Origin of the sequence: Sphingopyxis sp. LC363, from assembly GCF_000756385.1 — a bacterium.
GTDB lineage: Bacteria > Pseudomonadota > Alphaproteobacteria > Sphingomonadales > Sphingomonadaceae > Sphingopyxis.
Map to the genome: position 1 here is coordinate 1 of NZ_JNFC01000037.1, position 20,040 is coordinate 20,040.

Annotated in this window: 18 protein-coding genes; 7 read left to right on the forward strand and 11 right to left on the reverse strand. The window is 66.9% G+C overall.

Features of this window, described 5'->3' with window-relative positions; translation table 11 throughout:
• Positions 1 to 312: 312 nt before the first annotated feature.
• Both FG95_RS14175 and gltX read right to left on the reverse strand, forming a co-directional pair.
• The gene (locus FG95_RS14175) at positions 313 to 1,596 is read right to left on the reverse strand and encodes a citrate synthase (RefSeq protein ID WP_037556729.1); all 1,284 of its coding nucleotides are present in this window, start codon (positions 1,594 to 1,596) and stop codon (positions 313 to 315) included.
• A gap of 38 nt (positions 1,597 to 1,634) precedes the next feature.
• Positions 1,635 to 3,101 (reverse strand): glutamate--tRNA ligase, encoded by a 1,467-nt coding sequence (gene gltX / locus FG95_RS14180; RefSeq protein WP_037556730.1) that lies wholly within the window; start codon positions 3,099 to 3,101, stop codon positions 1,635 to 1,637.
• A gap of 59 nt (positions 3,102 to 3,160) precedes the next feature.
• On the opposite strand from gltX, the gene FG95_RS14185 reads away from it, so the two are divergent.
• Positions 3,161 to 5,320 (forward strand): ComEC/Rec2 family competence protein, encoded by a 2,160-nt coding sequence (locus tag FG95_RS14185; protein ID WP_037556731.1) that lies wholly within the window; start codon positions 3,161 to 3,163, stop codon positions 5,318 to 5,320.
• Here the strand turns inward: FG95_RS14185 and lexA are convergent.
• The 9 genes from lexA to FG95_RS14230 form a co-directional block, all read right to left on the reverse strand.
• Positions 5,274 to 5,957, reverse strand: a complete 684-nt coding sequence (gene lexA, locus FG95_RS14190; RefSeq protein ID WP_037556732.1) for a transcriptional repressor LexA — start codon at positions 5,955 to 5,957, stop codon at positions 5,274 to 5,276. The two genes, FG95_RS14185 and lexA, sit on opposite strands and share 47 nt — an antisense overlap.
• Before the next feature lie 64 nt (positions 5,958 to 6,021).
• Entirely contained in the window at positions 6,022 to 7,212 is a 1,191-nt protein-coding gene (locus FG95_RS14195) for a molybdopterin molybdotransferase MoeA (RefSeq protein ID WP_037556733.1), read from the reverse strand.
• On the reverse strand, positions 7,209 to 7,682 hold the full coding sequence (gene moaC, locus FG95_RS14200; protein ID WP_037556734.1) for a cyclic pyranopterin monophosphate synthase MoaC: 474 nt from the start codon (positions 7,680 to 7,682) through the stop codon (positions 7,209 to 7,211). Before moaC ends, FG95_RS14195 begins: the two co-directional genes overlap by 4 nt.
• 236 nt (positions 7,683 to 7,918) lie before the next feature.
• A complete protein-coding gene (gene trpC, locus FG95_RS14205; RefSeq protein WP_037556735.1) occupies positions 7,919 to 8,704 on the reverse strand; it encodes an indole-3-glycerol phosphate synthase TrpC in 786 nt (261 codons plus the stop codon).
• A complete protein-coding gene (gene trpD, locus FG95_RS14210) occupies positions 8,701 to 9,699 on the reverse strand; it encodes an anthranilate phosphoribosyltransferase (RefSeq protein WP_037556737.1) in 999 nt (332 codons plus the stop codon). Before trpD ends, trpC begins: the two co-directional genes overlap by 4 nt.
• Positions 9,696 to 10,286: an anthranilate synthase component II gene (locus FG95_RS14215; protein ID WP_037556738.1), complete on the reverse strand. Its 591-nt coding sequence runs from the start codon at positions 10,284 to 10,286 to the stop codon at positions 9,696 to 9,698. The genes trpD and FG95_RS14215 overlap by 4 nt, the downstream gene beginning before the upstream one ends.
• A 96-nt stretch (positions 10,287 to 10,382) precedes the next feature.
• On the reverse strand, positions 10,383 to 11,447 hold the full coding sequence (locus tag FG95_RS14220) for an alpha/beta fold hydrolase (protein ID WP_037556739.1): 1,065 nt from the start codon (positions 11,445 to 11,447) through the stop codon (positions 10,383 to 10,385).
• Between the two features lie 227 nt (positions 11,448 to 11,674).
• Positions 11,675 to 12,670: an aldo/keto reductase gene (locus FG95_RS14225; protein ID WP_037556740.1), complete on the reverse strand. Its 996-nt coding sequence runs from the start codon at positions 12,668 to 12,670 to the stop codon at positions 11,675 to 11,677.
• Positions 12,667 to 13,914 carry a dicarboxylate/amino acid:cation symporter gene (locus tag FG95_RS14230; protein ID WP_037556741.1) on the reverse strand — a complete coding sequence of 416 codons (1,248 nt, stop codon included), beginning with the start codon at positions 13,912 to 13,914 and terminating at the stop codon, positions 12,667 to 12,669. The genes FG95_RS14225 and FG95_RS14230 overlap by 4 nt, the downstream gene beginning before the upstream one ends.
• A 175-nt stretch (positions 13,915 to 14,089) precedes the next feature.
• On the opposite strand from FG95_RS14230, the gene glmM reads away from it, so the two are divergent.
• The 6 genes from glmM (at position 14,090) to FG95_RS14260 (ending at position 20,012) form a co-directional block, all read left to right on the forward strand.
• A complete protein-coding gene (glmM, locus tag FG95_RS14235; RefSeq protein ID WP_037556742.1) occupies positions 14,090 to 15,427 on the forward strand; it encodes a phosphoglucosamine mutase in 1,338 nt (445 codons plus the stop codon).
• Between the two features lie 131 nt (positions 15,428 to 15,558).
• The gene (locus tag FG95_RS14240; RefSeq protein WP_037556743.1) at positions 15,559 to 15,783 is read left to right on the forward strand and encodes a DUF1272 domain-containing protein; all 225 of its coding nucleotides are present in this window, start codon (positions 15,559 to 15,561) and stop codon (positions 15,781 to 15,783) included.
• Between the two features lie 106 nt (positions 15,784 to 15,889).
• A complete protein-coding gene (gene thiD, locus FG95_RS14245; RefSeq protein ID WP_037556744.1) occupies positions 15,890 to 17,035 on the forward strand; it encodes a bifunctional hydroxymethylpyrimidine kinase/phosphomethylpyrimidine kinase in 1,146 nt (381 codons plus the stop codon).
• The gene (locus tag FG95_RS14250) at positions 17,032 to 17,586 is read left to right on the forward strand and encodes a ribonuclease HII (RefSeq protein WP_037556745.1); all 555 of its coding nucleotides are present in this window, start codon (positions 17,032 to 17,034) and stop codon (positions 17,584 to 17,586) included. Before thiD ends, FG95_RS14250 begins: the two co-directional genes overlap by 4 nt.
• A 30-nt stretch (positions 17,587 to 17,616) precedes the next feature.
• Positions 17,617 to 18,513 (forward strand): oxidoreductase, encoded by an 897-nt coding sequence (locus tag FG95_RS14255; RefSeq protein ID WP_037556747.1) that lies wholly within the window; start codon positions 17,617 to 17,619, stop codon positions 18,511 to 18,513.
• 359 nt (positions 18,514 to 18,872) lie between these two features.
• Entirely contained in the window at positions 18,873 to 20,012 is a 1,140-nt protein-coding gene (locus tag FG95_RS14260) for a site-specific DNA-methyltransferase (protein ID WP_037556750.1), read from the forward strand.
• The last annotated feature ends 28 nt before the right edge of the window (positions 20,013 to 20,040 follow it).

Consider the following 20,040-nt stretch of genomic DNA (forward strand, 5'->3'; position numbering starts at 1 on the left):
GAGCTGTCATCAGTTTGACCGTCATCCCGGCGAAGGCGGGGTTGTCGCCGGTGCGGTAAACCGATAGGACGAGATCCCGGCCTTCGCCGGGATGACGAGGAGTGTCGCGCAGCGATGGGGAGGGGGACCGCCGCCGCAGGCGGTGGTGGAGGGGCCGCGACGGTGCGCCATAGCCCCTCCGTCAGCGCTTCGCGCTGCCACCTCCCCATCGCTTCGCGACAGGGAGGATTAAATGTCCGCTATCGGTCGAAAGCCACCTAACACAAAAAGGGGCCGCAGTGCGGCCCCTTTGTCATTAGGTGACGAACCCGCTCAGCGCTTGTCGACGGGGACGAACGGACGGTGCGCCGGGCCGGTGTAGAGCTGGCGCGGGCGGCCGATCTTCTGCGCGGGGTCCGAGATCATCTCGTTCCACTGCGCAACCCAGCCGACGGTGCGCGCGAGCGCGAAGAGCGCGGTGAACATCGTCGTCGGGAAACCGATCGCCGACAGGATCACGCCCGAATAGAAGTCGACGTTCGGGAACAGCTTCTTTTCGATGAAATAGGGATCGTTGAGCGCCATTTCCTCGAGCTGCAACGCGACCTCGAACACCGGGTCGTTGACCTTCAGCGCGTCGAACACCTCGCGCACCGTCTTTTGCATCACGGTCGCGCGCGGGTCGTAATTTTTGTAGACGCGGTGGCCGAAGCCCATCAGGCGGAACGGATCGTCCTTGTCCTTCGCGCGCGCGATATATTCGGGGATGCGCTCGGGACGGCCGATTTCGCGCAGCATGTTGAGCGCGGCCTCGTTCGCGCCGCCGTGCGCGGGGCCCCACAGGCAGGCGATGCCCGCGGCGATGCACGCGAAGGGATTGGCGCCCGACGAGCCGGCGAGGCGGACGGTCGAGGTCGACGCATTCTGTTCGTGGTCGGCGTGGAGGATGAAGATGCGGTCGAGCGCGCGCTCGACGGCGGGAACAACCTCATATTCCTCGGCCGGGACGCCGAAGGTCATGCGCAGGAAATTGCCGGTGTAGCTGAGCTTGTTGTCGGGATAGACGAAGGGCTGACCCACCGAATATTTGTAAGCCATTGCGGCGATCGTCGGCATCTTCGCGATCAGCCGGTGGCTGGCGACCATCCGCTGGTGCGGATCGTGGATCTCGGTCGAGTCGTGATAGAAGGCGCTCAATGCGCCGACGACGCCGCACATGACGGCCATCGGGTGCGCGTCGCGGCGGAAACCGCGATAGAAGGTCGCGAGCTGTTCGTGCAGCATCGTGTGGCGCGTGATCGTGTTGTCGAATTTTTCGAGTTCGCCCGCGTTCGGAAGCTCGCCGTTAAGGAGAAGGTAGCAGACCTCCATGAAGCTCGAATTTTCGGCGAGGTCGCCGATCGCGTAGCCGCGGTGAAGCAGGACGCCTTCGTCGCCGTCGATATAGGTGATCTGCGATTCGCAGCTCGCGGTCGAGGTGAAGCCGGGGTCGTAGGTGAAGGCGCCCGTCTGGGCATAGAATTTGCGGATATCGACCACATCGGGGCCGACGGTGCCCGACAGGACAGGGCTGTCGACGGTCTTGTCGCCCAGCGTGATTTTCGCGGTGTCGGTCATATTTTTTTCCCTGTTCTGACGGCGGGGAGAGAGAGTGGCTACGCCCCTGCCGGATAATGTTGCGCTGCGTCAAGTCGGGCGAGACTGACATCGCGTCCGAGCAAGAGCAGCACGTCGAAAATTCCCGGGGAAACGGTGCGGCCGGTTAATGCAGCGCGTAGGGGTTGCGCGAGTTTTCCGAGCCCCAGTTCGGCGGCTTCGGCTTCGGCGCGCACGGCGGCGTCCAGCTCTTCTGTCGTCCAGTCGTTCAGCCCGCGCAGCCGCTCGGTCACGGCGGCCAGCAAGCCTTCGGGCGCGGCCTTTAGCACCTCGGCCGCCTTTTCGTCCACCGGCAACGGGTCCGGCTGGAAGAGGAAGGTCGCGCCGTCGGCGATTTCGTCGAGTGTCTTCGCGCGCGGCTTCAGCGCGTCCATCGCGCGCGTCAGCAGGTCGCGATCGACGCCATCGAGCGCGCGCCCGACCAGCTTTTCGACGCGCGGCGCGACGAGGTCGGCAAGACGCGCGCCGTCGGCTTCGCGGAGATAATGGCCGTTGAGATTTTCGAGCTTTTTGAAGTCGAAGCGCGACGGCGAGCGGCCGACATGGTCGAGATCGAACCATTCGGTCGCCTGCGCGCGGCTGATGATTTCGTCGTCGCCATGCCCCCAGCCGAGGCGGAGGAGATAATTGTTCACCGCTTCGGGCAGATAGCCCATCTCGTCGCGATAGGCGTCGACGCCGAGCGCGCCGTGGCGTTTCGACAGCTTCGCTCCGTCGGCGCCGTGGATCAGCGGGACGTGGGCATAGACGGGTTCGCGCCAGTTCATCGCGCGAAGCAGCGCGAGCTGGCGGAAGGCGTTGTTGAGATGGTCGTCGCCGCGGATGACGTGCGTCACGCCCATGTCGTTATCGTCGACGACGACGCTGAGCATATAGGTCGGCGTGCCGTCGCTCCTGAGCAGGATGAAATCATCGAGTTCGGCGTTCTGGACGGTGACCTCGCCCTGCACCTTGTCGGCGATCGTCACCGCGCCCTCCTGCGGCGCGCGGAGGCGCAGCACATGCGGCACCGACGGATCGCCGTCGTCGCGATCGCGCCATGGGCTGCGGACGCGGAAAGGCTGGCGCTTTTCCTGCGCTTCGGCGCGCAGCGCGGCGAGTTCGTCCTGCGTCAGATAGCAGCGATAGGCCTCGCCCTTCGCGAGCAATTCGTGCGCGACCTCGGCATGGCGCGGCGCGCGCGCGAACTGATACACGGTCTCGCCGTCCCAATCGAGGTCGAGCCACTGCATCCCGTCGAGAATCGCGTCGATCGCGGCGTCGGTCGAGCGCGCGCGGTCGGTGTCCTCGATGCGGAGCAGGAATTTGCCGCCGTGATGGCGCGCGAAGAGCCAGTTGAACAGTGCGGTGCGCGCGCCGCCGATATGCAGATAGCCGGTCGGCGACGGGGCGAAGCGGGTCACGACGTCGGCGCCGGTCGCCTCGGGGGTCGCTTCGGCCGTTCTGGTTGGGTTTTCGGTTGCCACTACGGCCTCTTTCACTCACTTTGCCGCCCTGTTGGACGGGGATCGGGGGTGCCCCTAGCATGGCGACAAGTCCGCTTCAAACGCCCATTTCGACGCGCCGCGCGGCTGTCCTGCAACGGATGCGCGAAGCGCTCGAAGCGCGGCTCGAAGCCGAGCGCGAGCGGATCGGGCTTTGGCTCCCCGTCGCATTGGGCGCGGGGATCGCCGCCTGGTTCGCCTTGCCCGCGCATGCGCATTGGATCGGGCTGTTGCTCGCGCTGGCGGCGGTCCTGTTGTTCGGCTTGCTCGTCGGCTGGCACAGCCGGCTCGGCCGCGCGCTTGCCGTCGGGAGCGGGGCCGCGGCGGCAGGAATCCTGCTGATCTGGGCCCGCGCGCTGTGGGTCGCGGCGCCCGTGCTCGCGGCGCCGGTAACGACGAGCTTTTCGGCCATCGTCGAGCGCGTCGAGCCGCTTCCGGCAAAGGGGCAGGTCCGCATCCTCGCGCTGCCGCAGCGGCGGAGCGACCTGCCGCCGCGCGTGCGCCTGACGCTGCGCGCCGAACAGGCGGCGGAGCTTGCCGACGGCGAAACGATTGGCGTCCGCGCGCGGTTGATGCCGCCGCCGACCGCGAGCCTGCCCGGCGGCTATGATTTTGCCCAGCGCGCCTGGTTCGACGGAATCGGCGCGGTCGGGACGATATTGGGCGAGGTGTCCCGCGTGCCGGGGAAGGAAGCCGCCGCGCCGCCGCTGCGCGCACGGCTGAGCGCGCATATCCAGGGCGAGGTTGCAGGCTCGGCGGGCGGCATCGCGGCGGCGCTGGTGACCGGCGACCGCGGCGCGATTTCCGAGGCCGACGAGGAGGCGATGCGCCGCAGCGGCCTCGCGCATCTGCTGTCGATCAGCGGGCTGCATGTGACCGCGGTGGTCGGTTTTGCCATGCTGCTGGGGATGCGCTTGCTGGCGCTCAACCGACGGCTGGCGCTCGCGGGCCTTGCCCTGCCGCTCGCGGCGGCGGCGGGGGCGCTCGCGGGCGGAGGCTATACGCTGCTTGCCGGCGCCGAAGTGCCGACCTTGCGCTCGTTCATCGCGGCGCTGCTCGTGCTCGTCGCCTTCCTGATGGGGCGCGAGGCGCTGACGCTGCGGCTCGTCGCGGCGGGTGCGTTGATCGTATTGCTCTGGCGGCCCGAAGCCTTGGCGGGGCCGAGTTTTCAGCTGAGCTTTGCCGCGGTCACGGCGATCATCGCGCTGCACGAGAGCCGGCCGATGCGGGCATTCATGGCACGCCGCGAGGAGCCGTGGCTATTCCGGCTGGGGCGCGGGATCGCCGGATTGCTGATCACGGGCCTCGTCGTCGAAGTCGCGCTGGCGCCGATCGCGCTGTTCCATTTCCACAAGGCGGGGCTTTACGGCGCGCTCGCCAATGTCGTCGCGATCCCGCTGACGACCTTTGTCATCATGCCGGCGGAGGCGCTCGCGCTGCTGTTCGACAGCGTGGGGCTGGGCGCGCCCTTTTGGTGGGTGGCCGAACAGGCGCTGCGCGCGCTGATCGCGCTGGCGCACGGCGTCGCCAACGCGCCGGGCGCGGTCGCGACGATGCCGAACTTTCCGCGCTGGGGTTTCGCTCTCGCGGTCTTCGGCGGGCTGTGGCTGCTACTGTGGCAGACGCGCTGGCGCCGCGCCGGGGCGGTGCCGCTGATCATCGGGATGGCGACGCTGCTCGCCGCGCCGCGCCCCGATCTGCTCGTCACCGGCGACGGGCGGCATATCGCCGCCGCGCTCCCCGATGGCGGCTACGCGCTGCTGCGCGACCGGGCGGGCGATTATGTCCGCGATACCGTCGCCGAGGCGGCCGGGGTTGACGCGCCGCTTCTGGCATTGGCCGAGCTCGACTATGTCGAATGCAATCGCGATTTCTGCCGCTGGGCGCAGGGTGAGGGCAGTGCGCGGCGCATCATACTGGCGTCGCACGGGCGCGACCGGATCGAGGGGGCTGACATGGCCGCCGCCTGCGCCGCCGCCGACGTCGTGATCAGCGACCGCTGGTTACCGCACGAATGCGTGGTGCGCTGGATGACGATCGACCGCGACAGCCTTGCCGAAACCGGCGGGCTGGCGATCTATCTGGGCGAAGCGCCGGAAGCCGTGGCCGCGCTTCGCGTGGGCGACGAGCATCCGTGGCGGCGTCCGCAGCAGCTTAGTGGTAACGACGAAGCAGTCCCGACAAACGCCCTTGCACGATGACGCGCTCGGCGGGGTAGCGTTGCGGCTCATAGGCGCTGTTCGCGGGGTCGAGCCGGATCATCTGGCCTTCGCGGCGGAAATATTTGAGCGTCGCGTCCTGCCCGTCGACGAGCGCGACGACGATGTCGCCCTCGCGCGCGGTGCTCGCTTTCTGGATCAGCGCATAGTCGCCGTCGAAGATGCCCGCCTCGACCATCGAATCGCCGGAGACTTCGAGCGCATAATGTTCGCCCGAGCCGAGCAGCGCCGCGGGGACGGCGAGATTGTTGTGATCCTCGAACGCCTCGATCGGCACGCCGGCGGCGATCTTGCCGTGCAGCGGCACTTCGACGATGTCGTTCGCCGCGATCGGCCGGATCGCGGGCGGGCTCTTGCGCAGCGGGACGATATTGTCGCGATCGTTGCGCACGGCGGGCTTCGCCGCTTCGGGTACCTTGAGCACTTCGAGCGCGCGCGCGCGGTTGGGTAGGCGGCGGAGAAAACCCCTTTCTTCCAAGGCGCTTATCAGCCGGTGTATGCCCGATTTCGACTTGAGGCCGAGCGCCTCCTTCATCTCCTCGAACGAGGGCGAGATGCCGCTCGCGTCGAGGCGCTGCTGGATGAAGTGGAGCAGTTCATGCTGCTTCGCGGTCAACATCGGTCGTTCTCCATGATGCCGTATCGGACATATTGAGAACGATAGTGGAACAAATCGGAACTTGTCAAGCGATGACGATATAGTCCGCCATCGCCCCGGCATCGCGCGCGGGCGTGCCGATCTCGCGGATCAGCAGCGCATTGGCCGCGGCGAGCGGAAGCGTGCGGCCGCTTTCCTGTCCGATCATCGGCGTCAGGCGGCCGTTTTCGAGTCGCGCGCGGAGGTAATCGCGGCGCGTACCGCCTTCGCCGAGCGGCGCGGCGAGCGGCGCGCGATGCACGGGCGGCAAGGGAGTGCCCGCGCCGGCGAGATGGCGGACGAGCGGCAACAGGAACAAGGTCGCGGTGACGAAGGCCGACGAGGGGTTGCCGGGCAGGCCGAGCAGGACGGCGTCGCCGAGCGTCCCGGCGATCAGCGGCTTGCCGGGCTTCATGGCGATCTTCCAGAAATCGAGCCGCCCGCCGGCGTCGCCCAGCGCGCCGCGAACATGGTCGTGATCGCCGACCGACGCGCCGCCGACGGTGACGATGACGTCGTGACGTCGTGCCAACTCCTTGAGCGCGCTGGCGAGTTTCGCGCGATCGTCGGGAAGATGATGCGCGAGGACGGCGTCATCGGCTTCGCCCGCGAGCATCGCGGCGAGCATGACGCCGTTGCTGTCGGGGATCTGGCCGGGCGCGAGCGGACGTCCGGGCCGGACAAGCTCGTCGCCGGTCGTCACGATCGCGACGCGCGGACGGCGGCCGACGGCGAGTTCTCCCGCACCGCTCATCGCCGCCGCCGCGATCGCGCCGGGCGTCAGGCGCGTGCCTGCAGGGAGAAGGCAGTCGCCGGCGGCGAAATCGGCGGCGCGCGCGCGAACATGGCGGCCGCGCGCGCCGGGGCCGTCGCGCGTCAGCGTCAACGCGTCGCCTTCGCGTGCGACATCCTCCTGAACGATGACGGTGTCGGCGCCGGCAGGAAGCATCGCCCCGGTGAAGATGCGCATCGCCTCGCCCGGACCCACGGCGCGGTCGGGCGCGGCGCCCGCGGCGCTTTCGCCGATGACGGTCCACGGGCCGGGCAGGTCATCAAAGCGGATCGCGTAGCCGTCCATGGCGGAGAGCGGCGCCGCGGGCTGGTCGCGCAGCGCGACGACATCGGATGAAAGATGGCGCCCAAGCGATTCGGAAAAGGCGATATTTTCGCTGACGATGGGGTCGCGCAGCGCGAGGAGCCGCGCCTGTGCGTCCTCGACGGCGAGCAGTCCGCTCATTCGGCGCGCCAGTCGCCCGAGCGGCCGCCGCTCTTTTCGAGGAGGCGGATGTCGCCGAGGATCATCGCGCGGTCGAGCGCCTTCGCCATGTCGTAGAGGGTGAGAAGCGCGACCGAGGCGGCGGTGAGCGCCTCCATTTCGACCCCCGTCTGGCCGGTTGTCTGTGCGACAGCAGTCACCGCGATGCCACCCTCTTCCCACGTAAAATCGACGCCGACCTTGGTCAGCGCGAGCGGGTGACAGAGCGGGATAAGGTCGGACGTGCGCTTCGCGGCCATGATCCCGGCGATGCGCGCGGTCGAGAGGACATCGCCCTTGGGCGCATTGCCGCTGCGGATCGCTTCGAGCGCCTCCGGGGACATGGCGATGCGCCCGCCGGCGACCGCACGGCGCTGCGTTACGGGCTTGCCGCCGACATCGACCATATGCGCGGCGCCGGTCTCGTCGAGATGAGTCGGTTTGAGTGTCATTGCGGGAGGACGGAAGCAAGGCGGCGGGGGAAAGGCAAGAGCAATGGCAGCAAAGCGTTTGCAGTTTTAATCCTCCCTGTGGCGAAGCCATGGGGAGGTGGCAGCGGCGTAGCGCTGACGGAGGGGCTAATAGTGCGAGGTTGCGGCCCCTCCACCACCGCTTCGCGGCGGTCCCCCTCCCCATCGCTTCGCGACAGGGAGGATCGGCAATAGCAGTTCCCACCCCAAAGCGAACGTCAGCCCTCCAGCAGCGCCCTCGTTGCCACCGTGACGTCATCCTGGCGCATCAGGCTTTCGCCGACGAGGAAGGTTTTGACGCCGCTTTCGGCCAGTCTTGCGCAATCGGCGTGGCTCGCGATGCCGCTTTCGCCGACGAGCAACGTGCCCGGCGGGACCAGCTTTGCGAGGCGTTCGGTGACCGCGAGGTCGGTTTCGAAGGTGCGGAGGTCGCGGTTGTTGACGCCGATCAGGCGCGATTTGAGCCGCGTGAGCGCGCGGTCGAGTTCGGCTTCGTCGTGGACCTCGACGAGGACGTCCATGCCGCGATCGGAGGCGGCGGCTTCGATCTCCTGCATCACGCCGTCGTCGAGCGCGGCGACGATGATCAGGATCGCGTCGGCACCGATCGCGCGCGCTTCGGCCGCCTGCCACGGATCGACCATGAAATCCTTGCGCAGCGCGGGAAGCGCGCAGGCGGCGCGCGCGGCGACGAGATAATCCTCATGCCCCTGAAACCAGGGCGCGTCGGTGAGCACCGACAGGCAGGCGGCACCGCCCCCGGCATAGGCCCGGGCGTGCTCCGCCGGGTTGAAGTCCGCCCTTATCAGTCCCTTGGAAGGCGATGCTTTCTTGATTTCGGCGATCAGGGCGAAGCCGCCGGCGTCGATCTTCGCCTGTAACGCCTTGGCGAAGCCGCGCACCGGGCCGGCGTCGACGGCGTCGAGATCGGAAAAGGACCGTGCCGCGCGGCGTTCGGCGACTTCTTCGGCCTTGGTCGCAAGTATCTGGGTTAGCTTGTTCATTTATAGGCGATCCAGCAATTGAGCAGCGCGTTGGCAAGACCCTTGTCGATCGCCTCGGCGGCTTCCTCGACGCCTTCGAACAAGGTTTCGGCGGCGCCCGCGACGACGAGCGCCTCGGCGGCATTGTAGAGCACCGCGTCGCGATAGGCGCCGGGCTCGCCTTGCAGCAGGCCGCGAAGCGCTTTCGCATTATATTCGGCATCGCCGCCGCGGATTTCGGCGAGCGCGCGCGTCGGGAGCCCGGCATCGGCGGCGACGCTGCGCTGCATCCGCACGCCTTCGGGCGTCACCACCGCGACCTCGTTGCCGCCCGCGAGCGACAGCTCGTCGAGCCCCTCGTCGCCCGAAATGACGCGCGAATGATCGGTGCCGAGCCGGTGCAGCGCCTCGGCATAGACGGGGACATAGGCGGGGCGCGCGATGCCGACGAGCTGGCGCGTGACGCGCGCGGGGTTGGCGAGCGGCCCCATCAGGTTGAAGATCGTCCGCCGCCCGATCGCCCGGCGGATCGGCATGATGCGCTTCATCGCAGGATGGCGCGTTCCGGCGAAGAGGAAGCAGATACCGAGATCGGCGAGCTGTTCCTGCGCCTGGCGGTCGGCGCGCTCCATGTCGAGGCCCAATGCTTCCAGCGTGTCGGCGGCGCCGGATTTCGAGGAAGCGGCGCGATTCCCATGCTTTGCGACCGGAACCTCGCATGCCGCGACGACGATCGACACGGCGGTCGAGACGTTGAGCGTATGATGGCCGTCGCCGCCGGTGCCGCAGACGTCGATCGCGCCGGCGGGGGCGTCGATCGGGATCAGCCGCTCGCGCATCGCCTGCGCGGCGGCGGCGATTTCAACCATCGTTTCGCCGCGGTCGGAGAGCGCGATCAGAAATTGGGTGACTTGCTCGTCGGTCGCGCCGCCGTCGAGCATCGTCGCGAAGGCGCCCGCCGCCTCGTCGTGCCCCAGCAGCTCCGAGGGGTCGGGGAACGGGCCGAAGCGGCTCATGCCGCCTGCCGTTCGCCGACCGGCAATCCCGCGATCTTCAGGAAATTGGCGAGCATCGCATGACCATGTTCGGTCGCGATGCTTTCGGGGTGGAACTGGACGCCGTGGATCGGGAGGTCGGCGTGGCGGAAACCCATGACGGCGCCGTCGTCGCTCGTCGCGTTGATGACGAGGCTTTCGGGAATGTCGACAACCTCGAGGCTGTGGTAGCGCGTCGCCTGAAAGGGCGAGGGCAGGCCCGCGTAAAGCCCGCTGCCGTCGTGGCAGACGGGCGAGGTCTTGCCGTGCATCAGGTGGCCGCGCTGCACCGTGCCGCCGAAATGCTGGCCGATCGCCTGATGACCGAGGCACACGCCGAGCAGCGGGCGCCGCGCGTCGGCGCAGGCGGCGACGAGGTCGAGGCTGATGCCCGCTTCGTTCGGGGTGCAGGGGCCGGGCGAGATCAGGATCGCGTCGGCGCCGGTCGCCAGCGCCTGCGCCGCGGTAAGCGCGTCGTTGCGCTCGACGCGCACGTCGGCACCAAGCTCGATCAGATAGTGAACGAGGTTGAAAGTGAAGCTGTCATAATTGTCGATGACGAGGATCATGGGCGCGCACTAACGGTTTTGCGGGAATTGGGGAAGGGATAGAAGCTTGGGACGCCGCAAACCCAACTTCGCCATAGCGGCGAAGGCGCGGCGGCCCTATTCCGCCATCAGCTTGGCGAGATCATCCTTCCAGAATTTCGCCCATGTGTGGGTGCCATGACCCTTGGTTTCTGCGCTCGCCGGGATGAGGATGAACTTCGCCCGCTTCATGCGCGGGGTCGCCTTTTCGGTGATGCCATAGGCGGGCGGGTTGATGAAATCGTCGGCCGAGTTGATCCACAGGACGGGCACCTCGATCTTTTCGAGATCCCGCCAGGGATTATAGGTCCGCGAGCTGTCGAGCTGGTAGATCGCGTCATTGGCGTCATTGCGGCCATAGGCGCGCGCGAAGGCCTGATCCTTATATTGTTCGGCGGCTTCGCGCGTCGGATATTGCGCCTGCAGCGCATAGGGATTGGCGCCCGCGATCAGGACGAGCGAAGCGGCGGTGCGCAGGCCCGCAGCGGGTGGTTCCTTGTAATCGCCGCCGTTCCATATCGGGTCGGCCTTGATCGCGTCGATCGACAGCGTCCGCCACATGCGGTTCTGCCCCGCGATCTCGACCGGCAGGCAGGCGAAGGGCGCGAGCTTTTCGGCGAAGCCGGGGCGCGTCGTTCCCCACATGAAGGCGTGCATGCAGCCCATCGAGGTGCCGAGGATCAGCTCCAATTTCTTCACGCCGAGCTTTTCGGTGAGCATCCGATACTGCGCGGCGACCATGTCGGTGTAATCATAGCGCGGGAATTTCATGCGCAGCCCATCGCTCGGCTTCGACGAGCCGCCATGGCCGATATTGTCGGGCAGGATGATGTAATATTTGCCGGCATCGAGCGGCTGCCCGGGGCCGAACAGCTCGTTCGCGAATTGCGGCTGGAAGAATTGCTTTCCGGTCCCGCCGGTGCCGTGGAGGATCATCACCGCGTTGGTGACATCGCCCTTGGCATCGCGCCGCGGCGTGCCGAGCGTGGTGTAATGGATCTTGAGCTCGGGCAGTTTTTCGCCGGTCGCGAAGGTGAAATCCTGAAGGATCGCATCGCCCTCGACCGCGCCGTCGATCGTTTGCGCGTGGGCGGCGGCGGTGCTGGTCAGGACGAGGGCGAGCGAGGCGAGAATCTGGTGCATGGGGGCGACGCTAGCGGGTTTGCCTTGCGGGGGTAAGCCTTGTGTGCGGTGCGCGAGGGGGACGTCTGTTTTGGGGTGGAGAGCGGACATTCCACAACCGTCGCCCCCGCGAAGGCGGGGGCCGCTAGCGGCCTTACTCAGCGGCATTGTGTAAAACGACAGCGGCCCCCGCCTTCGCGGAGGCGACGGCTAGGTTCGGTCGCCAGCCGCCACGACCCGCTACAAGATCACAGCCGCACCATCCGCATCCCCTGTTCGCCATAGCGCGGGCCGCTGGTGCCGCCCTTGGGCGCGGCGGCGTCGATCGCGGCGAGATCTTCGGCGGTGAGCGTGACGTCGGCGGCGGCGACGCTGTCCTCCATCGTCGCGCGGCGTTTGGTGCCGGGGATGGGCACGATGTCGTCGCCTTGCGCGAGCAGCCAGGCGAGCGCGACCCGCGCTTTCGACACGCCATGCTTGTCCGCCACCGCGCCGATCGCATCGACGATCGCGAGGTTGGCGGGAAGATTCTCGTCCGAATAACGCGGGTCGTTCCGGCGCCAGTCGCTTTCGGGAAGTTCGTCGCGGCTGCGCACCGCGCCCGCGAGGAACCCGCGCCCGAGCGGCGAATAGGGGACGAAGCCGATGCCATGCTCGCGGCAGACGGGAAGGATCTCGTCCTCGATATCGCGTTCCCAGATCGAATATTCGCTTTGCAATGCGGCGATCGGCGCGGCCTTTGCGGCGCGGCGGAGCGTTTCGGGCCCGGCTTCGGAGAGCGCGATGTGGCGGACCTTGCCCTCCTTCACCAGCTCCATCATGCCGCCGACGGTCTCCTCGATCGGCACATTGGGGTCGACGCGGTGCTGGTAGAAAAGATCGATTGTGTCGATGCCGAGCCGCTGGAGCGAGCCTTCGCACGCGGCGCGGGCGTTCGCGGGCGAGCCGTCGACGCCGATGATCTGCTTGCCTTCGAAGCGGAAGCCGAATTTGGTCGCGATGACCAGCCCGTTGCGCTTGCCGCGGATCGCTTCGCCCAGCAATTCCTCGTTGCTGAACGGGCCATAGATTTGCGCGGTGTCGAAAAAGGTCACGCCAAGGTCGATCGCGCGGTGGATCGTGCGCGTCGATTCGCCCAAGTCGGCGGCCTCGCCATAAAGGATGTTGCCGCCGCGGATCATCGGCATGCAGCCGATGCCGATCGCCGAAACTTCGAGGCCGTGGCCGAGCTTGCGATATTTCATGGCGTTTCTCCTACTGCTTCATTTTCGACGCCGTCGGCGGCATATTTCGTCGCGGCGACGTCGCCGATAACATTGCCGAGTGTCCGGAAGATGTCGGGAAAAGTCTCGACCGCGACGAGCAGCCCCAAAGGCGCGACGGGGACGCCCATCGCGATCGCGATCGGCGCTATCGAGGTCACGAAACTGATCGAGCCGGGCAGGCTGACCGAAGAGAGCGCCGCGGCGAGCGCGACCGCAAGCCCCACCGCCATCTCCCACGGCGTCAGTTCGACGCCGAACAGCCACGCGATATAGACAACGACCGCGAGGTTCATCGCCGGGCTGGTGAAACGGAACAATGCGACCGCGAGCGGCAGGACGATATCGGCCTTTTTCGGGTCGACGCCGAGTTCCTCCGACGATTTCAGCATCGCGGGCAGGCTGGCGAGCGAGCTTTGCGTGCTGATCGCGACGGCGAAGGTCGGCACCATCGCGCGCACGAAGCGTGGCAGGGGCACCCCGACGACGAACATTGCGAGAGCGAGGCCAAGGATGATGGTGCAGGCGCCGATCGCCGAAAGCATCAGCACATAATGGACGAGCCCGCCGAACGCGGCGACCCCGGCCTTGATCGCGAGCGCATAGCCGAGCGCGAAAACCCCGAGCGGCGCGAGCGCCAGCACCCATCCGATGACGACGAGCATCGCATCGCCCAGCGCCTTGAAGAAGCCCGACAGGGTTGCGCGCTCGGCGCTGCCTACACGGCTGATCGCGAAAGCGAAAATTGTCGTGAAAACGATGAGCGGGAGAATCGATGTGTCGGCCGCCGCGGCGATCGGATTGGTCGGGATGAGGCCGAGGACAAAATCGGTGAAGGTGGGCGACGGCACGGCCTCGGTCGAGCCGCCGAGCCCATGACGCAACCCCTCGGCGGCGGCGGCGGACATGGGGAAGGCGCGGAGCAGAAGCGGGAGCACCACCAAGGTCATCAGCCCGGCGACCAGGTTTGCGCCGACGAAGATCGCCACCGCACGGCCGGCCAGTTTGCCCGCCCGCGCGGCATCGGCCGTCGCGGTGATGCCCGTTACGAGGAGTGCGACGATCAACGGGATGATCGTCATCTTGAGTGCGTTGAGCCACAGCAGGCCGATCCATTCGACATAGGGCAGCGATGCCGTTCCCCATTCGACCGAGACCATCTCGACGCCGATCCCGAGCAACATGCCGGCGACCAGCGCCGAGAGAATGAACCAAGCGGATTTCAAAGCGGATTCTCCCGGCGATTATTCTGGCCAGCTTGCCAAGCAAAAGAGGGTGACTTAGAGCACCTCCCGAAAGAAACGGGAACCGGTTTTTGGGCCGGGAAATGCTCCGCGGGGGCCATCCCGTGGGAAGCCGGGGCAGGCATTTGCCGGTCGATGGTCAGATAGCAGAGGGACGATGCGCAAATTTTTCGGAACCGACGGGATTCGCGGCCTGACCAACCGGGCTCCGATGACGGCGGAGGTCGCGATGCGTGTCGGCATGGCGGCGGGCGCGCATTTCCTGCGCGGCGACCACAAGCATCGCGTCGTGATCGGCAAGGACACGCGATTGTCGGGCTATATGCTCGAAAACGCGCTCGTCGCGGGCTTTACCAGCGTCGGCATGGATGTCGTCCAGGTCGGCCCGATGCCGACCCCGGCGATCGCGATGCTCACGCGCTCGATGCGCGCCGACCTGGGCGTGATGATCTCCGCGAGCCACAATCCCTATCAGGACAACGGGATCAAGCTGTTCGGGCCCGACGGATATAAATTGTCCGACGAGGACGAGGCGCAGATCGAGCATCTGCTGACCGTCGAGCCGAAGCTGGCCGATGCGGCGCATATCGGCCGGGCCAAGCGGATCGACGACGCGCGCGGGCGCTATATCCACGCGGTGAAACAGAGCCTGCCCGAATCGGTGCGCCTCGACGGGCTGCGTATCGTGCTCGATTGCGCCAATGGCGCGGCGTACAACAGCGCGCCGACGGTGTTTTGGGAGCTGGGCGCCGACGTCGTCGCGATCGGGGTTGAGCCCAATGGCACCAACATCAACGATAAATGCGGATCGACCGCGCCCGCGCTGCTGCAGGAAACGGTGGTCGCGAGCGGCGCCGATATCGGCATCGCGCTCGACGGCGACGCCGACCGGCTGATCGTCGTCGACGAAAAGGGGACGATTATCGACGGCGACCAGATCATGGGGCTGATCGGCGCGAGCTGGGCGCGGCAGGGGCGGCTGAAGGGGGGCGGGGTCGTCGCGACGGTGATGTCGAACCTCGGCCTCGAACGTTTTCTGGAAGGCGAGGGACTGCGGCTCGAGCGCACCAAGGTCGGCGATCGCTATGTCCTCGAACGCATGAAGGATGGTGGTTTCAACGTCGGCGGCGAACAGTCGGGGCATATGATCCTGTCGGACCATGCGACGACCGGCGACGGCACGCTCGCGGCATTGCAGGTGCTCGCCGAACTCGTCGCGGCCGGGAAGCCCGCGAGCGAGCTGCTTCACCGGTTCGACCCGGTGCCGCAGCTTTTGAAGAATGTTCGCTTTGCCGGCGGCAAGCCGCTCGAGCACAAGGATGTCGTCGCGGCGATCGCCGAGGGCGAGGCGACGCTCAATGGGCGCGGGCGCCTCGTGATCCGCCCGTCGGGCACCGAACCGCTGATCCGCGTGATGGCCGAAGGCGACGATGCCGGGCAAGTCGAGCAGGTCGTCGACATGATCTGCGACGCGGTGCGCGCGGCGGCGGCCTGAATATCAACTCTCTCCCGTTTGTCCCCGGGCCGGACCCGGGGTTGTCGAAGCGCCGTTCTTTTCTCTATGGACGGGGAGGAAGAACGGCCCTTCGACAAGCTCAGGGCGAACGGCTTTTAAGGAATCCAGACATGCTTGAAATGCGACCCGATTGCGAAAAGTGCGGACGCGATCTGCCCGCCGACATCCACGGCGCCTTCATCTGCTCGTTCGAATGCACTTTCTGCGCGAACTGCGCCGACAAGCTCGACGAGCGCTGCCCCAATTGCGGCGGCGACCTGCTCGACCGCCCGCTGCGCGAAGGCGCGGCGCTGGCGAAATTCCCGGCTTCGACGGAGCGAAAGTATAAGGGGTGATCAATTTCTTCCTTCGTCATGCCGGACTTGATCCGGCATCCTCCGCTGCCCCGGCGTCGTGGACCCCGGATCAAGTCCGGGGTGACGATGCTTATGTTGGTGAACCGTGACCGCACGCGTTCTGATTGTCGCCGGGTCGGATAGCGGCGGCGGCGCGGGGACCCAGGCCGATATCAAGGCGGTCACGATGCTCGGCGGCCATGCGATGACGGCGATCACCGCGATCACCGCGCAGAACACGCTGAGCGTGCAGGGCGTCCATCCGGTGCCGACCGACATGGTGCTCGCGCAGATCGACAGCGTCGCGTCGGACATCGGCGTCGATGCGATCAAGATCGGCATGATCGGGAGTGCAGAAACCGCTGCCGCGGTGGCGGATCGGCTTGCCCAGCCCGACCTCGCGCAAGCGGCGCTGGTGTTCGATCCGGTGATGATCGCGTCGAGCGGGTCGGTGCTCGCCGACGCGGCGACGATCGCGGCGTTCAAGGCCCTGCTGGATCGCGCGATGGTCGCGACGCCGAACCTGCCCGAACTCGAAGCCCTGGGCGGCGAGGAGGCGGTGCTCGCGCACGGTTGTTCGCTGCTCGTCAAAGGCGGCCATGCCGAAGGCGAGACCGTGACCGACCGGCTGCTCGAAACCGGCGAAGGCGAGGTCGCGCGCTGGGAAGCGCCGCGGATCGACACGCCGCACAGCCATGGCACCGGCTGCACGCTCGCGAGCGCGATCGCGACCGGGCTCGCACAGGGCATGCCGCTCGAGCCCGCGATCGCGCGCGCGCGCGATTTCGTGCGGCTGTCGCTGCATGGCGCGCCGGGGCTGGGCGCGGGGCACGGCCCGATGGGGCAGCAATATGTGCGCAACGACGGGCTGTTCACCGGGCCGGCGCTCAACCAGATCACCTTGCCCGCGACCGATTATGCGGTGTCGGTCGCTTTCTACAAGCAACTCGGGCTGACCCAGATCGTCGATAGCCCGGACAATGGCTACGCGCGCTTCGAGGCGGCGAACGGCGTGACGCTGTCGATCCATGCCGGCGACGGCGCGGCGGGCGGCGCGACGACGTATCTGGAGAGCGGCGCGCTCGATGCGTGGGTTGCCTATCTCGCGCGGCGCGGGGTGCGTTTCGACCAGATGCCGAAGGACGAGGCATGGGGCTGGCGCGAGGCGCGGCTGGCCGACCCTGCGGGCAACCGGCTGTGCCTGTATCAGGCGGCCGAATATCGGAGGTATCCGCCGTGGCGGATTTCATGATCGTCGGGGTCGACGAGGCCGGGCGCGGACCGCTGGCGGGGCCGGTGGTCGCGGCGGCGGTGCTGCTGTGCGAAGGCGGGATTGCCGGGCTCGACGATTCCAAAAAGCTGACGGCAAAGCGGCGCGGCGAGCTGGAAGTCGAGATCAAGGCGCGTTGTCGCTGGAGTGTCGGCGAAGCGACCGTCGCCGAGATCGACCGGATCAACATATTGCAGGCGACCTTCCTCGCGATGACGCGTGCGGTCGAGGCGCTGGGGTTCGATCCGCATGAGGTGCTGGTCGACGGCAACCGGCTGCCCAAATGGCGTTACAGCGCGCGCGCGATCATCGGCGGCGACGCGCTGCACCCGTGCATCTCTGCCGCGAGCATCCTTGCGAAGGAGCATCGCGACCGCTTCATGGTCGCGGCGGCGCGCGATTATCCCGGCTTTGGCTGGGAGACCAATATGGGCTATGGCACGGCATATCATCTTGCGGCGCTGCGTCAGCATGGCCCCACGCCGCACCATCGGACCAGTTTCGCTCCGGTCGCACAAATGCAGCTGGTCTGACCGCCCGACAGCCTAAGAGGGGAAACGGCGATGAGCAGGGGATTTTCGGCCGACGATGTCGCCGCGCAGACGGGGCGGCGTTTCCTTGTCACCGGCGCCAATGCCGGTATCGGTTTCGAAGTGTCGAGAATCCTCGCCGCGCGGGGCGCGCATGTCGTCCTCGCCTGCCGCGACGGCGACAAGGCCGAGGCGGCGATGAACCGCATCCGGGCCGATGTGCCGGGCGCCGAGCTGTCCTTCCAGCCGCTCGATCTCGCCGATCTCGATCAGGTCCGCGATGCCGCGAAGGCCATAGTCGCGGGGCCGCGGATCGACGTGCTGGTCAACAATGCCGGGGTCATGATCCCGCCCCGGACGCTCACGAAACAGGGCTTCGAGCTGCAATTCGGGGTCAATCACCTCGGCACCTTCGCCTTCACCGGGCTGGTCCACGGCCATGTCGACGATCGCATCGTCGTCACCGGCAGCATCGCGCACAAGAGCGGGACGATGGATTACAGCGACCTGTCGGCGTCGCGCGGCTATCACAACTGGGGGCGCTACCAGATGAGCAAGCTTGCGAACCTGCTCTTCATGTTCGAGCTCGACCGCCGATTGAGCGCCGCGGGCCGCGCGACGCAGGCGATCGGCTGCCATCCCGGCGTCGCGCTCACCGAATTGCAGCGCCACCTGCCGTTGCCGCTGCGCGCATTGACCCCGCTCGCGTCGCCTTTCTTCAACAGCGCGGCGCAGGGGGCGTGGCCGACGTTGCAGGCGGCGACGGGCGCGCATGTGCAGGGCGGCGACTATCTGGGGCCGCAGGGGCTGGGTGAAGTGACGGGCCGGTCGGGCCCGGCGCGCGCGACGCGCATGGCGCGCGACCTGAAGCTGGCGCGCGAGCTGTGGATGCGCTCGATCGAACTGACGGGGGTCGATCCGGGGCTCTAAGTCCTTCTCCCCTTGGGGGAGAAGGATAGGCAGCCTTATCGCGAAGCGATTAGGCGGACTTGGATGAGGGCATTTGCGCCATCAGACCCTCACCCAGCTCCGACTAGCCGGCAAGCCGGCAAGTCTTCACATCCCTCTCCCCCAAGGGGAGAGGAAAAAATTTCGCCGGTGAGTCCTCATCGCCACACCACCAGTGGTTGAGTCTCCGAGTCGCGAGCGACTCCATATGGTGTGTCAGACTCGTTTCGTTCTCATCATATTAACTATTTGGACACGCGGAATCCCTAGAGTCCGGTGCTTGACGGCGGACTCCGCCTGACTCATCAGGGCCTTCTTTCAGTCGAAGACAGGGGCGAAACATGGGTGTGATGGAACGGGTCAAGGCGCCGGCGACGAAGCGGCGGACGCCGAAGGTCGACCCCGCGGACCTGCCGCTCGACAGCATTTTGCAGGGCGATTGCGTCGAGATGATGCGCAGCCTTCCCGCAGCGTCGGTCGATATGATCTTCGCCGATCCGCCCTATAATCTCCAGCTCGGCGGCGATCTGCTGCGTCCCGACGGCAGTCAGGTCGACGCGGTCGACGACGATTGGGACAAGTTCGACAGCCTCGCCACTTACGACCGCTTCACCCACGCCTGGCTCAAGGAAGCGAAGCGCATCCTGAAGCCCAATGGCAGCATCTGGGTGATCGGCAGCTATCACAATATCTTCCGCGTCGGCACCGCGCTGCAGGACAATGGCTACTGGATCCTCAACGACATCGTGTGGCGCAAGGCGAACCCGATGCCCAATTTCAAGGGCACGCGCTTCACCAACGCACACGAGACTTTGATCTGGGCGTCGATGGGCGAGAAGTCGCGCTATACCTTCAACTATCGCGCGATGAAGACGCTGAACGACGAATTGCAGATGCGTTCGGACTGGCTGATCCCGATCTGCGGTGGTCAGGAGCGGCTCAAGAAGGGCGGCACCAAGGTGCATCCGACACAGAAGCCCGAAGCCTTGCTCTATCGCATCCTGCTCGCCTGTTCGAACCCCGGCGACGTGGTGCTCGATCCCTTCTTCGGCACCGGCACGACGGGCGCGGTCGCGAAGCGCCTCGGCCGCCATTTCATCGGCATCGAGCGCGAGGATGACTATATCGCCGCGGCGAACGAGCGCATCGAAATGGCGCTGCCGCTCGACGAGAGCGCGGTAAGGACGATGATGGCGCCGAAAGCCGCGACGCGCGTTGCGTTCGGCACGCTCGTCGAATGCGGGATGATCGCGCCGGGAACGCTGCTGACCGATACCAGGCGCCGCTGGAAAGCGAAGGTGCGCGTCGATGGCAGCCTCGATTGCGAGGGTCAGGCGCCGGGATCGATCCACAAGGTCGGCGCGGGGGTGCAGGGCGCGCCGAGCTGCAACGGCTGGACCTTCTGGCATATCGATACCGGCAAGGAACTGCGGGTGATCGACGCGGTGCGGCAGGACTGGCTGCTCGCCAACGAGGCTTAATAGGCGTCGCCCCCGCGAAGGCGGGGAG